Annotated in this window: 9 protein-coding genes; 2 read left to right on the forward strand and 7 right to left on the reverse strand. The window is 64.2% G+C overall.

Annotated elements, in window-relative coordinates; all coding sequences use genetic code 11:
• Positions 1–5: 5 nt before the first annotated feature.
• The 5 genes from V9K93_RS09180 to V9K93_RS09200 are packed head-to-tail and all read right to left on the reverse strand — an operon-like array spanning position 6 to position 6876.
• Positions 6–1193 (reverse strand): GDSL-type esterase/lipase family protein, encoded by a 1188-nt coding sequence (locus tag V9K93_RS09180; protein ID WP_295380666.1) that lies wholly within the window; start codon positions 1191–1193, stop codon positions 6–8.
• 21 nt (positions 1194–1214) lie between these two features.
• Positions 1215–1967 (reverse strand): SDR family NAD(P)-dependent oxidoreductase, encoded by a 753-nt coding sequence (locus V9K93_RS09185; protein ID WP_136638001.1) that lies wholly within the window; start codon positions 1965–1967, stop codon positions 1215–1217.
• Positions 1968–2027: 60 nt separating this feature from the next.
• Positions 2028–3332: an MFS transporter gene (locus V9K93_RS09190; RefSeq protein WP_295380669.1), complete on the reverse strand. Its 1305-nt coding sequence runs from the start codon at positions 3330–3332 to the stop codon at positions 2028–2030.
• The gene (locus V9K93_RS09195) at positions 3329–5563 is read right to left on the reverse strand and encodes an oligoalginate lyase (protein ID WP_295380670.1); all 2235 of its coding nucleotides are present in this window, start codon (positions 5561–5563) and stop codon (positions 3329–3331) included. The genes V9K93_RS09190 and V9K93_RS09195 overlap by 4 nt, the downstream gene beginning before the upstream one ends.
• The gene (locus tag V9K93_RS09200) at positions 5560–6876 is read right to left on the reverse strand and encodes a polysaccharide lyase 6 family protein (protein WP_337302421.1); all 1317 of its coding nucleotides are present in this window, start codon (positions 6874–6876) and stop codon (positions 5560–5562) included. The genes V9K93_RS09195 and V9K93_RS09200 overlap by 4 nt, the downstream gene beginning before the upstream one ends.
• Before the next feature lie 364 nt (positions 6877–7240).
• On the opposite strand from V9K93_RS09200, the gene V9K93_RS09205 reads away from it, so the two are divergent.
• Positions 7241–10132, forward strand: a complete 2892-nt coding sequence (locus V9K93_RS09205) for a TonB-dependent receptor (protein ID WP_337302422.1) — start codon at positions 7241–7243, stop codon at positions 10130–10132.
• A gap of 102 nt (positions 10133–10234) precedes the next feature.
• Positions 10235–10978, forward strand: coding sequence for a FadR/GntR family transcriptional regulator (locus V9K93_RS09210; protein WP_046985559.1), 744 nt, complete (start codon positions 10235–10237; stop codon positions 10976–10978).
• 107 nt (positions 10979–11085) lie between these two features.
• Here the strand turns inward: V9K93_RS09210 and V9K93_RS09215 are convergent, their stop codons facing one another.
• Both V9K93_RS09215 and V9K93_RS09220 read right to left on the reverse strand, forming a co-directional pair.
• A complete protein-coding gene (locus V9K93_RS09215; RefSeq protein WP_295380907.1) occupies positions 11086–12021 on the reverse strand; it encodes a hypothetical protein in 936 nt (311 codons plus the stop codon).
• A gap of 132 nt (positions 12022–12153) precedes the next feature.
• Positions 12154–13788 carry a fatty acid--CoA ligase gene (locus V9K93_RS09220; protein WP_295380905.1) on the reverse strand — a complete coding sequence of 545 codons (1635 nt, stop codon included), beginning with the start codon at positions 13786–13788 and terminating at the stop codon, positions 12154–12156.
• Positions 13789–13868: the final 80 nt, after the last annotated feature.

The following is a 13868-nucleotide window of genomic DNA, read 5'->3' on the forward strand; positions in this document are numbered from 1 at the left end:
CTCTCTCACTCGGTAGGGGTGCAGCCCAGCATGCGCAGATCGATGGCATCGGCCATGCGCCGGTAGCCCTCGTCATTGGGGTGCAGGTGGTCGCGGGTGATGTCGGCCGGCAGTGATTCGGGCGACTTCGTATCGCGCAGTGCGGCATCGAAATCGATGATGCCATCGAACCCGGTCTTCCCGCCGCGTGCCCACTGGTTGATCGCGTTCCGGGTCGCTGCGGAGACCGGCTCATAGCGCTCGGAGCCGCCGAATGGCGTCAACGTACCCAACCAGGCGCGGATGCCATGTGCCTGCAATCGCGTCGCCGCCTGCTGGTAACCCAGCAGCATGTCTGCCGCAGTGCGGCCCGGCACCGGCTGCGCACCGCCGCCATGGCGGATATCGTTGATGCCTTCGAACAGGATTACCTGGTCGGCGTCGGCCACCGCGATCACATCGCGGTCCAAACGTGACAGGGCGCTGTGGCTGCGGCCATGGTCGAGCAGTTTGTTGCCGCTGATGCCTTGGTTGAGCACCACGAAGCGGTCCGGGCAGGCCTGCTGCAGGCGCTGCGCCAGGCGCTCCGGCCACTGGTTGAAGGTGCCACGGCGGGCGGTGGCACCTTCCGTGATGGAATCACCTAGTGCCACGATCACCTGGGGACGATCAGCGCGCTGCACCATCACTGCCGAGAACACGTTCTGCTGGTAGCTCAGCCGCACGCTGTCAGCAACCGATGTCTGCCTGCCGTCCGCTACCCGCACTTCGGTGCGGCGCACGGCGGGATGGGTAGGCTGCGGGAAGTAGGCCGTCACGCTGATCTCCTGCAGCGGCGCCACCGGCATCGGTACCGGGTCGCTCAGCAGCGCGGCACCCACCGGCACCTCGATGACCGCGCGGCCATCCACCGTTACCGGCAGAGGAGCGGACTTGCCGTTCTTCACTCCTACGCGCAGGTCCTCGACCCGTAACGGCGCAGTGCCGAGTTCGTTGCTGATGCGCAGCCGCAACGCGTCGCCACGGCTGCCGATCCGCATGTCCTGGCGCACGGTCTGCGCGGCGAACTGTACCGGTGCCTCGGGCATTCCGTCCTTGCGGTCGGGTGCCGGTGACGCGGTCCATGCGGTGACCCAGACCGGCGCCGCCCATGCGGCGGGGGCGGTCATGGCGGAACAGAGTGTCAATGAAAGTAGAAGTGTCCAGCGCTGCATGGGCAGGAGTCCGGTCAGGTATCAGGAGAAGTAGGTGCCGCCGTTGACGTCCAGGTTCGCGCCGGTGATGAAGGCCGCCGCATCCGAGGCCAGGTAGACCGCCGCATCCGCCGCTTCTTCCGGCAGGCCCTGCCGGCGCAGCGGAGTGGCGCCCGCCACCGCAGTGCGCACTTCCGGCTTGGTGAACTGGTCATGGAAGCGGGTGGCGATCATGCCGCAGCACAGCGCGTTCACGCGGATGCCCTTCGGACCCAGCTCCTTGGCCATGGCGCGAGTGAACGTCATCACCGCCGCCTTGGCGGTGGCATAGATCGACGCGCCAGGGCCACCACCATCACGGCCGGCCTGCGAGGCGAAATTGACGATGGCCGCGCCTTCGCGCATGTGCGGCACCACCGCGTGCGTGGTCAGGTAGGTCGAGGTCAGGTTCAGGTCCATCACGGTGTGGAAGAACGCCGGGTCGATCTCGGCCAGCGGTCGACGCTGCACCATGCCACCGGCCACGTTCACCAGCAGGTCAATGCGCTCGCCGAACGCGGCCTGTGCCGAAGCGACCAGGCCGGCCACGGCAGCGGCATCGGTGACGTCGGCGCGATGGGCGATAGCCTGGCCGCCGGCCGCCTCGATGATCGCCAGCGTCTCCAGTGCACTGGCTTCGTCATTGGCGTAATTGAGGCAGACACGGGCGCCTGCAGCGGCCAGCTTGATCGAGACGGCGCGGCCGATATCGCGGCCACCGCCGGTGACAATGGCCACCTTGTCCTGGAACGACATGCGGAAAACTCCTTGGTTTGCGGGGGAATGGATGTACTTGGAAGAGAAGGAGACCCAGGCTCAGCCGCCGCGACGGTCGAGCTTGTGGATCGGCCCGGTCCACCACCACAGTGCAGCCAGCGACAGCGGCACCAGCGCGGCGACGAGGATGAAGATCGGGGCATAGGAGTGGCGGGTCAGCACCGGTACCAGCCAGGTGGTGATCAAGGTGCCGGCGACCGCCGCCAGGCCACCCAGGCCGGCCAGCGTGCCAACCGAGCGACCGTCGAACAGATCGCCGGGCAGGGTCTGGATGTTGCCGATGGCCACCTGGAATCCGAACAGCACCGCAGCGATCGCCAGCACGGCCAGCAGTGGCTGGTTGGCCAGCACCGCGCCCAGCAGGGCGGGGGCCATGATCACGCAGCCCACCGTGATGGCCAGCTTGCGTGCACGGTCCACGCTGTGCCCGGCGCGGATCATGCGACCCGACAGCCAGCCGCCGCTGAGGCTGCCCAGCATTGCGCCGACAAACGGCACCCAGGCGAACAGGCCGATCTGCTTGATGTCGAAGCCGAAGGTTTCAGCCAGGTAGATCGGCAGCCAGGACACGAACAACCACCAGATAGGGTCCAGCAGGAACCGACAGGCGAGCATGCCCCAGCTCTGGCGATGGGCCAGCAGCTCGCGCACGCTGGCCTTCGGCGCCGCCTCTGTCTGTTGCCCGGCCTGGTCTTCCATGATCAAGCGGCGTTCGGCATCGCTCACCCACGGATGCTTGTCTGGCCCGGCTCGGTACACGAACAGCCACGGCAGCAACCACAGGAAGCCGATCGCACCAACCAGCACGAAGGTGCCGCGCCAACCCAGCCACAGGTACAGGCCGGCGATGGCCGGTGCGGAGACGATCGCGCCGATCGACGCACCTGCGTTGAACACGCCTTGCGCCAACGCGCGTTCGCGCGCCGGGAACCACTCGGCATTGGCCTTCACCGCGCCGGGCCACGCGCCTGCCTCGCTGATGCCGAGCATTGCCCTCACCAGGCTGAAGGACAGCATCGAATGGGTGATCGAGTGCAGAGCGATGGAGATCGACCACACGCTGATCGACAGGGCGAAACCCAGCCGAGTGCCGATCATGTCGAACAGGCGCCCGAACAGGAACTGGCCGGCGGCGTAGAACAGCATGAACACCGTTACCAGCAGGGCATAGTCGTCCTTGGTCGCGCCTACTTCCTTGGCGATTTCCGGCCACATCACCGCCAGCGCGTTGCGGTCGATGTAGTTGATGACCGTAGCCACGGCGATCAGGCCAACGATCAGCCAGCGTACGGCCGACCGCACCGGCACCTTGCGCAGATTGGCCACCACCGCAGGGCCGTTCATTTTCCATCACCCTTGCTGCGGTCGATGCGCGCGTGGCTGCCGCTCCAGCGGTAGGCATGGCCGTCCACGGTCACGCTGTGCTCGCCCTTGGCGCTGCTGTCGTCGGCCACGCCCAGCGCGATGCGTGCACCGCTGGCCAGGCGCAGCTCGATCACTTCTGCGTCGCTGCCACGGGTGCGCACCACCTCGCGGATGCGGCTGTCGGCACCGTGCACGTACTCGGCGGTGCCGTTGTACTCGCCGTGGGGTTCCAGCACGCTGAAGAAAGTCACATCCTTCTGTCCTTCCACGCGCTGCAGCAGTGCAGGTTCACGGCGCAGGTTGAATTCGGGATCGTTGGCGCCGCTTTCCACCAGCAGTGCCTGCGACGGTGCGCTGCTGCCGAAACGATAGGTGTAGAAGCGACCATCCAGCAGCCAAGCCAGCGAGCGCGGTTCGCTGCCAGGCTTGCTGCGGGCATCCAGCCACAGGTGCTGGTAACCGTTGTCCGCACCCAGCACCGGGCGCTGTGCGGGGAAATGTTCGGCCTCGAAGCCGGTGCTGACGATATGCCCGTTGAAGTGCAGCGGCAGGTCGTAGCGCGCGGTCTTGTCACCGTGTACCTGCATCAGGTCCAGCACCACCGGAAGGGCAAGGTCCGGGTGGCGCAGCAGTGCCTGGGTACGGGTGAAGACCACGCCAGGGTAGGCGTCGCGCATCATTGCCGAGGCTATCTGGGTATCGGCATCGGCCTGGAAGAAACGCACCTGCGGCGCATGTTCCTCGCCGCGCTTCCAGTCGCCCTTGAAGTGGCTCTGCTCGTCCACCACCAGGGTGTTGTGGGCCACGGTCTGCTTGGCCCAGCTGCGGTTCTCGGCCAGGTAGATGCCGCCGCGCTTGGCTTCCACGTTGAGGAAGCGGGCGGCGCCGTAGTCGGTCACCACCGGGTTGCCTTTGTCGTAGAACAGCCAGTTGAGCTTGTCGAAGTGGCCATGGCCCATGCCCTGCATGGTGTCCTTCTGCACCAGCGCCTGGCCGCGTTCGCCGTTCATGCGCAGGATCGCCAGGCCGCCGCGATCGCCGTCGGGCCCGTCGCGCAGCAGCATCGGTCGATAATCGAAGGGCTTGGCCTTGTTGGCGGCCAGTGCCTGCGCCACTTGCAGGCCTTCGGGCGACAGCAGCAGGCGCTTCTGCTGCTGTGCCACCGACAGCAGGCGATCGTCGCCGGTGCGTGCATAGGCGATGCCGATGCCAGCCACCAGCTCCTCGGTATCGATGCCTTTGTCGAGGATGGCGTCGTTGATCGGGAAGAACAGGCCGCCGTAGCTGGTCTGCACCAACACGTCCACTGCCTTCAGCAGTACGCCATCGCGACGCTGGAAGATCTTCCGCTGCGGCTCGTTGCGCTCGATGGCGTTGGCGAACAGCAGGAACGGCGCCAACGCATAGCGCTGGTAGTAGGGGCCTTCCTCGTAATAGCCATCGGGCGAGAACAGTAGGTCGATCTGGCGCAGGAAGCCAAACTGGTCGTTCTTCTGGCTGCCACGCAGGGATTTCTCCACCAGCTCCGGGTCGCGCAGCACGTAGCCGGTCATGCCGGTCGCAGCCACCGCCCAGGTCGCATGGTTGTGGATCTGGTCGTAGTTCTTCGGCTCGCTCACCAGGAACTCCGCCATCGGTCGCAACACCTTCGATTCGATGGTGTTGCGATCCTCGGTGGACAATGCATCACGGATCGCGTCGTAACCCTGGATGGCGTTGACCAGCCACACCGAATCGTTCAGTACCTGCCAGAACACGCGGCCGGGAATCTGCCCGCGGCCTTCCGGGTGCGGCCCAAGCGTGGGGTAGAGCTTCGCGTACTGCAGCAGCATGTCGCGCGCGTAATCAACATAGGCCTTGTCGCCGGTCAGCCGGTACAGCGTGCCGGCCGCAAGCAGCGCCTGGTAGTTGCGCTTGTGCTGTTCATGGGTGCGGCCACCGCCTTTGTCCCTGGGCACCGGCACGTCGATACCGGCTTTCATCATCTGCTGCAGAGTCTTCTGCGAGCGTGCCTGTTCCTTGGCAAACCACGGGTAACGGCTGCCTTCGCTGGCCATCTGCTGCCATTGCGCGGCAGTCACCAGCACTGGTGAGGCATCGGCCTGGCGCGCTGATGCCGAAGGTGCCGCCAGCAGCGGCGCAGCGGGAAGCAGGGCGAACGGAACGGTCAAGGCCAGGACCAGGGAAACGGACAACGGTTGCAACCTCATCGATCAACTCCGGTGCTGGTGCGTGACAGGGCAACCTCGCCCACCTTGGGATACCAGTCCACCCCGGTTGCTGTGCGCGCCGTCATCGCCAGGCCGGGATCGGCGCCGGCAGTGGGCAGGGCGGGCGCGGGTACCCATAAATCGTTGGCGGACTGCTGCAGGGTGATCGTGCGGCCTTCGACACCGCCGGGAAACACCGGGCTGGCCTGCGGTGACTGCAGGTTGCCGCTGAAGCTGATGCCGGCCAGCGAACTGGCGGCGTTGGGCGGGTTCCTGCTGGTGCGGTTGACGATCAGGTTGCCGGTGAAGCGGCTGTTGCTGGCGGCGACCACGATGCCCTTGGCGTCATCATGGCCGACGCCGAAACTGATCTTCGCCACATCCACGAAGGTGTTGCGGCTGATCGCGGCGTTGACCACCGGCGCATAACCGGACAGCGGCGGATCGGCCTGCGCATCCATCACCGCCAGCGCGGAACGGTTGCTGGAACCGGCCAGCCGTTCGAAGTAGTTGTTGCTGACGGTCTGGTCGGCATTGATGATGCGCACGCCGCCGGTGCCGGCCTTGTCGTCGCCCAGGAACACGTTGTCGATCACGCGGTTGCCGTTGCCATGGCGTAGCGTGAGCGCGCCGGCCGAGCGGTAGAACACGTTGCCACGATAGGTGTTGCCCCCCGACTTGTTGCTGATGATTTCAGTCTCGCCGTCGCAGCCTTCGAACCAGTTGTTCTCCACCGTGCTGTTGGAATCGCTCAACGAGGTATCGCTGGTGCCGACGCGGATCGTTTCGCCACCGTTGACGCCCAGCGCCGGGCGCGGCCCGAACCAGTTGTGATCGATACGGTGCTGGTTGTCCAGGCCCTGGGTGGCATCGCGCACCACCACCACGGTGGGGCCGGCATTGGTCTTGCCGCGCAGCTGGCTGTGGTCGAGGCGGTTGTGGCTGCCATAGAAGGAAATCCAGTAGTCCTGGTCGCTGGCATCGGGGTTGGTGTAGTCGTCGATCACCAGGCCGGTGACGCGGCTGTTGCTGGCGACCGCCTTGCTGGATTCGCGGAACGCCACCACCGCGTCGCCGGGTGCGTAGCCGTTGCGGAACACCAGATTGGACACCTGCAGGTAGCTACCCGCCAGGCGCAGGTCCGAGCGTCCGCTGAGGACGACCTTGCCGGCCGTCTGCGCGCGCAACACGATCGGTGCTGCGTCCGTTCCTTGGCCTTTCAGCAGGAGGCGGGCGTCGGTCCAGGTGCCATCCGCCAGCACGATTTCATCCCCTGGCTGCAGGGATGCCGAAGCCGTCGCAAATTCGGCCATGTCGTGAACCAGCCAGCTTGCCGCAGACGCTGTCTGAGTGGTCAGGCAAAGTGCCAGGCCAGTGGTCAGGCACTTTGCGATGAAATAACTGGATCCTGGCTGGTGAGTCGAGCGAATGCGCATGAAATCCTTCCAGAGGCGGCCTTGCCGTCGTTTCAGGGTGGGCTTGCATACCACTTCGGGGTCCTTTGTAAGCCGGATTTGGCGCAAAGTCATGCTGCACAAGCACATTAAATGGCGGCCAAGTGGTATGAAACAAAGGCATTTGAATAATTGCATACCAGTTGGTTGACATTTTCATGTCGCCATGCCGAAGCTGCATCCCACGCCTGCCGTGCAGGCGATCCTTTGGGAGGAGGAAACCATGCGGCGACCCGCCGGAGCAGTGCACAGCATCTCGTTGTCCCCCACACCGCTGATCGTGGCGCTGCTCGCCGCATTGGCGGGCATACCCACTGCCCAGGCGCAGTCTGGCAAGGACGCGGCGGGGCAGGATCCCACCACGCTGGACCAGGTGCAGGTCACCGGCATCCGCGAGTCCATGCAGAGTTCGATCAACAAGAAGCGCGACGATACGGTCATTGCCGATGTGCTCTCCGCCGACGACATCGGCGACCTGCCGGCGCCGTCGCTGGCTGATGCCATCGAGACCCTGACCGGTGCCGCCTCGACCCGCGACAAGACCGGTGCCTCGGAGATCTCGATCCGTGGCCTGGGCGCCTTCCTCAGCAGCACCAACTTCAACGGTCGCGAGATCACCAACGGCAGTGGCGACCGCTCGGTCAACTTCAACATGTTCCCGGCCGAGCTGATCAACACGGTGGCCATCTACAAGACCCAGCGCGCCGACATCATCGAAGGTGGCGTGGCCGGCACCATCGGCCTGGAAACGGTACGGCCATTGGAGTACGGCAAGCGCTCGGCGCAGATCGATATGCGTGGCAGCTGGGCCGAGTATGACAAGAAGTACCGCGACGACGACGGCATCGGCTACCGCGGCACCGCCAGCTACATCGACCAGTTCGAGTTCGGCAATGGGCAGAAGCTGGGTATATCGCTGGGCTTCCAGCGCCTGGAAGGTTCCGATCCGGAAGAGAGCATCACCAGCGGTTCCACCTGGTATGCCTGCGATGGCATGCAGAACGTGGCCAATGCCAACTGTGGCGAAGTCAGTGCGCAGGCCATCGCCAACGGCGCGCCGTATTACCTGGTGCCGAGCAGCCGCATCTATCGCCTCAAGCAGGAGCGCAACGATCGGCAGAGCGAGTTTGCCGCACTGCAGTGGCGGCCCAATGACGTGGTCGAATTGAATGTCGACTTCGAACACACCCAGCGCAACTGGTACGAGAACCGCAGCGACCTGAGCCTGTCCAATGCGCGCCGCGGCATCACCCAGCGCGAGGTGGACGACGAGGGTATCGTGAGACACCTGCATGGCAGCACTTCGATCGATTCCACCTCCAATCGCTATTGGCGCGGAGAGGAATACACCGGCGGCGGCCTGAATCTGATCCTGCGGCCAAGCGCGGCGTGGGAACTGTCCACCGATCTTTCCTACTCGCACACCAATCGTCTCGACAGCGAGCGCATGACCCGGCTGCGCGCGAACCAGCGCGACGTCAACAACGCTATCGTGCCCGGCATCAGCAGTGGCGCCACCGGGTACGTGGACTACGACTGGGACTGGCATGGCGAAGTGCCCAGTGTTGCCCTGGCGCCGAACTTCGACCCCAACAACTGGGACGCCTACACCGGCGCGGCGCGCGTCACCTCCAGCGCAACGGAGAACGACCACAAGATCAAGGCCGGCCGCTTCGATGCCAGCTTCATGCCGGAATCGGGCTTCTTCACCCGCATCAAGGGCGGCGTGCGCGCCAGCCAGGCCGACTACCGCCTGCGAGACAACACCCTGGTGACCGACTACGACCAGCGCGTGGCGGCCGACAAGGCGAAGATCATCGCCGCCAGCCAGGCCTGCCGCGCGCCGTTCCCGCAGGATGACTTCATGGATGCCGCCAGCGGCAACACGATTTCGTCCTGGGCCTACTTCGATCCGAACTGCCTGTACCAGTCGTTCCGTGGCAGCCTGGACAGCGGCCTCGATCCGGGCTTCCAGGATCCGAACAATGTCGATATCACCGAGAAGACCCGCGCGCTCTACCTGATGGGCGAGTTCAGCAGCTCGTTGTTCGGGCTGCCGGTGACCGGCAACCTGGGCCTGCGCTGGGTGAAGACCGATGTGCGTTCCGAAGGGGTACGTACCGGCCTGCGCATTGAAGACAACGGAGACGGTACGATCCGTCTGCAGCCCACCGGCGACTACAGCACCCAGGTGTTCAAGGCGGGCAACGATAAGCTGCTGCCCAGCCTGAACGCGGCTTTCGAACTGCGGCCGGACCTGTTGCTGCGGGTCGGCGCCTACCGCGCGATGTCGCGGCCGGATATCGCCGCGCTGGGCGCAGGGCGCACCATCAACGTCAGCAGCGATGCCACCTACGGCAATCTGGCCGATGCGCTGGACGACATCAGCGCCAGTGGCAACCCGGCTGCACAACCCCTGATGTCCTGGAACGGGGACCTGTCGCTGGAGTGGTACCCGAACCCGGACACCCTGCTGGCCGGTGCGGTGTACTGGAAAAAGTTCAACGGCGGCACCGCCACGGCGCTGGTGCCGGAGACCTACACCATCGATGGACAGAGCGTGACCGTGCCGGTGCGGCAGCAGGTGACCACCGACGAAGACAGCACGCTGACCGGCTTCGAGCTGAGCGCTACCCATCGACTGTCGTACCTGCCCAAGCCTTTCGACGGGCTGGGCTTCAAGGTCAGCTACAACTACGCCGATGCCGACTACCAGACCCAGGATTCGCGGCTGGGCGAGCAGCTGGCCAGTGATGGCACGATCATTCCGGCCATCGTGCCACCGGCGGGTCTGAGCGGTTTCTCGCGGCACGTGCTGTCCGGTTCGATCTACTGGGACGTTGGGCGCTTCAACATCCAGGCCATCGGCAAGTTCCGCTCGCACTATTACCAGGACTTCACTGGCAATACCGCTCAGCAGAACCGCTACTACGACGACAACACCAGCGTCGACCTGCGCCTGCGCTACCGGGTAAACAAGCAGTTGTCGCTGTCGCTGGAACTGATGAACCTGACCAACGAGCCGCGCGTGGCCTACCAGCCGCTTTATGGGAACTTCCGCGAAGTGGTGACCTACGGGCGGCGTGCGTATTTCGGTGTACGATACAAGTTCTGAACAGGGCGGCGCGGCCAGTGGTCGCGCCGTCGCTCCAACCGGACCCTTGCCGGCCGCGGTGGCAGGGCAGGGACCCGGAAGGAATCGCCAAGGGTCAGCCGCATGTCCGCCAACCGCCTTTACCAGACCATCGCCGCCAAGCTACGCAAGCTGATCGAGGACGGCGAATTTCCGCCGGGCTCGCGCCTGCCGGGCGAACGTGAGCTGGCCGAACGGTTCGGCGTCAGCCGGGTGACCATCCGCGAGGCCGAGATCGCACTGGAAGCACAGGGTTGGATCGCCATCCGCATCGGCTCCGGCGTGCATGTGAAGCCGCGGCCGACGCAGGTCCCGGGTGGGTTGCCGGATGTCAGTGCCTTCGACCTCACCGCTGCCCGCGCGGTATTCGAGGCCGAGGCTGCCGCGCTGGCCGCCAGCAACCTGGATGATGCCGGTATCGCCGAACTGCAGGTGTTGGCCGAAGCGCTGTGCCGTCGCGACCTGAGTGACGAGGAAGCCGGCGAGTACGATCGCCGTTTCCATCTGACCATTGCGCGCCTGTCAGGCAATCCGGTGGTGGAGTACTTCGTGCAGCAGATCTGGCGCATGCGCAGTGAGCTGCCGCGGGTGACCGAGGTCTATTCGCGGGTCTGCCATGACGATGGCGCCAGCCGAGCCGACGAGCACATGGCCATCTTCGAAGCGCTGCGCGCCCGTGATCCGGTGGCGGCACGCAATGCGATGCGCCATCACTTCCAGCGCCTGTTCGAAGCGATGCTGCAGGCCACCGAGAGCCAGGCGCTGGAAGAGATCCGCCGCCGCACGCAGCAGGATCGCGAGCGGTTCATGGCGACGACGCGGATTTGATTCCGGGAAAGATCCTGGCCCGCCCCCACCACGCCCGTTGCCCCAGAACGGGGCTGCCACAACATTTGCTGGCCAATTGATGTCGCCGGGAGTGCCAATAGCGGTAGCTAGGAGCCAGCTCGTGCGCGCTTCCGCTTGAAATCCAGCGGCCTTTCATGACTCTTTTGAGCAGTCCCTATCAGATACTCGACGTATTTTAAGTACTCCGCACAATCTTCAGGACTCATCTGGAGTATGTAAGTAGGGCGTTTGCCAACTCCGCCGCGAGAAGTGCCCACCGCGCACGCGTGCCAGCGTGCGCGATCGTCCCGCTTCATCCAGACGCGATCGTGTAGATCGTCGACGACGCAGAACGTAGGCTTCATTCTAAATTCGCCCATACGAGCAGCAAATCGGTTCGCGACGCCTTGGGTTACTTTGATTGGCCCTCCGTCGGATCTGCCCGGATTTCCTTTGTAGATGAAATTAGTCTTCTTGTTCTTACCGATCACCTGCAGCAGATCATCGGCATACTTCACCTCAGCCGCAGCCCGTTCGTCTGCTGTCTCGGGCGTATCACTCCAAGGTGCTTCGCGCTTGAACAGGAATGGATCAAGGATTGTGATCTCGACAGCGTCTAGTAACCAGCTTTTCAGGAAGTCGTCAGCTACGGCTCGGCCTTGCGCCACCGCCTTCGATGATGGCCCTCCTGCAACGATGAGCTGAGAGAAATCCCCCATTGGCGGCCCATCTCTGAATCGGCAAACTGCCGTTTCACTCGAACGTATCGACTCGATGCTCCTAAGAATGGACGCAGTTTCTTTGGAAACATGCTGTTCCAATCTCTGCTGCTGTTCTTCGAAAATGTCCAGCATTCTGTGTTCCAGACGGTATTCCCACAGTCGTTCCTCACGCAGGCTCCAAAGCAGCCGTTCATCGGAAACGATGCTTCGCACAAAGCAATACAGATCCTGTTCTTCCCCGGGCCATGGGCGCCCCGCTAGTTCGAGGTAGTCTCCGATGCGGCGAGCAATGTGCTCGGCCAACCTATCGCGCATATTCATCCTTGAGTTGCCCTTCGGAAAGTCGGTTTACACAAATGTATACGAATTCCACAATAGAATTGGCAGTCAAATGTCGTTGTTACGCTTGGCCGACGATGCGCCGTTGCCAGTAGCCTGGGGCTCGAACATCGATCACCAAGGCTTGACGCCCACATCATGCAGCCCCCGCAGCTTCTTCTTATTGATCTTGCCCACGCTGGTGCGCTCGATCGAATCCACGAAACTGACCCGCTCCGGAATCGCATAACGTGAGATATCCCCGGCGCGGCTACGGGCTGCGATCAGTTCGATGATCTCTGTCTCGCTTACTTCACTGCCCGGCTGCCTGACCACCAGCGGCAACGGCCGCTCGCCCCATTTCGTGTCGGCGATACCGATCACCGCGACCTCGCTGACCGCCGGATGCAGCGCGATGATGTCCTCCAGCGCAAGCGATGAGATCCACTCGCCACCGGTCTTGATCACATCCTTGATGCGGTCGGTCACGCGCAGGTAGCCGCCGCTGTCGATGTTGCCGATGTCCCCGGTGTGCAGGTAGCCGCCTGCCCACAATGCCGCCGATGCATCCGGATTGTGCAGGTAGCCCTGGGTGAGCCAGGGCGCCCGCACCACGACCTCGCCGGTGGCGATGCCATCGTGGGCGACATCGTTCATGTCCGGATCGACAATGCGCAGGTCCACCAGCGGCACCGGAATGCCGGCCTTGGTTCGCAGCGACAGAACCTCATCCATATCAATCACGGCATCCGCATCGATCTGCGCCAGGGTCAGCAGCGGGCAGGTCTCGGACATGCCGTAGCCACCGAAGATGTCGATGCCGCGTGCCAGTGCCCGCTGCGCCAATGCCCGCGGCAGGGCCGCGCCGCCGATGATCACCTTCCAGTTGCCCAGGTCCGTCTCCGCCGCGAGCGGGTGTTCCAGCAGCATGTGCAGGATGGTTGGTACGCAGTGCGAGAAGGTCACTTTCTCGCGGGCAATCAATGCCAGCAGGTTGGCTGGCAGATAACGGCCGGGGTAGACCTGCTTGATGCCCAGCAGTGTCGCCACATACGGCAGGCCCCAAGCGTGCACGTGGAACATGGGGGTGATCGGCATGTAGACATCGCCGCGGTGCAGGCGTCCCTGGTTGGCCGCGCTGCCCAGCGCCGCCATCCCCGTCAGCGAGTGCAGGACCAGCTGCCGATGGCTGAAGTAGACACCTTTTGGCAGGCCGGTGGTGCCGGTCGTGTAGAACACCGTTGCGCGGGTGTTTTCGTCGAAGTCCGGGAAATGGGTGGTCGCAGTGGCAGCCCGCAGACCGGCCTCGTACTCGGTCACGAAACCGTCTGGCAACGGGCCGCCGGCATCGTCCAGCAGGATGCGCGTGCGCAGGTCCGGCAATTGTCCGTCGATGCCTTCCAGTATCGCCAGGAACTCACGGTTGGCGAGGATAACCCGTGCACCGCTGTGGTTCAGCGTATAGGCGATCTGCTCGGGCGCCAGGCGCACGTTCACCATCATCAGCACCGCGCCGATCATCGGCACGGCGAAGTACGCTTCCAGGTAGCGGTTGCTGTCCCAGTCCATCACCGCAACTGTATCGCCGTGCTTCACCCCCAGCGAAGTCAGCAATCCGGCCAACTGGCCGATGCGCGCCTGCAGGGTGCGGTAGTCGAAGCGGACCGAATCGCCATAGACGATCTCCTGGTCAGGATTCACCGCAAGCGGCGTGTGCAGCAGTTGCTTGATCAGCAGCGGATAGGCAGAGGCATCGGGAGCGAATGGCATGGGGTGACCTCGTGGGCGGCCTGTCAGTGGCCGGTCTTCATTCGTCCACACTAGCAATCCCGCCTGAGCGCGCCAGCGTA

The sequence above is a fragment of the Stenotrophomonas sp. CCNWLW162 genome, from assembly GCF_037203745.1.
Lineage (GTDB): Bacteria > Pseudomonadota > Gammaproteobacteria > Xanthomonadales > Xanthomonadaceae > Stenotrophomonas > Stenotrophomonas maltophilia_AQ.

What these genes read in the sequence shown, in the direction of transcription:
- V9K93_RS09200 (WP_337302421.1), bottom strand. Translation starts at nt 6,876, where the DNA reads ATGGCCGAATTTGCGACGGCTTCGGCATCCCTGCAGCCAGGGGATGAA.
- V9K93_RS09185 (WP_136638001.1), bottom strand. Translation starts at nt 1,967, where the DNA reads ATGTCGTTCCAGGACAAGGTGGCCATTGTCACCGGCGGTGGCCGCGAT.
- V9K93_RS09205 (WP_337302422.1), top strand. Translation starts at nt 7,241, where the DNA reads ATGCGGCGACCCGCCGGAGCAGTGCACAGCATCTCGTTGTCCCCCACA.
- V9K93_RS09215 (WP_295380907.1), bottom strand. Translation starts at nt 12,021, where the DNA reads ATGAATATGCGCGATAGGTTGGCCGAGCACATTGCTCGCCGCATCGGA.
- V9K93_RS09210 (WP_046985559.1), top strand. Translation starts at nt 10,235, where the DNA reads ATGTCCGCCAACCGCCTTTACCAGACCATCGCCGCCAAGCTACGCAAG.
- V9K93_RS09190 (WP_295380669.1), bottom strand. Translation starts at nt 3,332, where the DNA reads ATGAACGGCCCTGCGGTGGTGGCCAATCTGCGCAAGGTGCCGGTGCGG.
- V9K93_RS09180 (WP_295380666.1), bottom strand. Translation starts at nt 1,193, where the DNA reads ATGCAGCGCTGGACACTTCTACTTTCATTGACACTCTGTTCCGCCATG.
- V9K93_RS09220 (WP_295380905.1), bottom strand. Translation starts at nt 13,788, where the DNA reads ATGCCATTCGCTCCCGATGCCTCTGCCTATCCGCTGCTGATCAAGCAA.
- V9K93_RS09195 (WP_295380670.1), bottom strand. Translation starts at nt 5,563, where the DNA reads ATGAGGTTGCAACCGTTGTCCGTTTCCCTGGTCCTGGCCTTGACCGTT.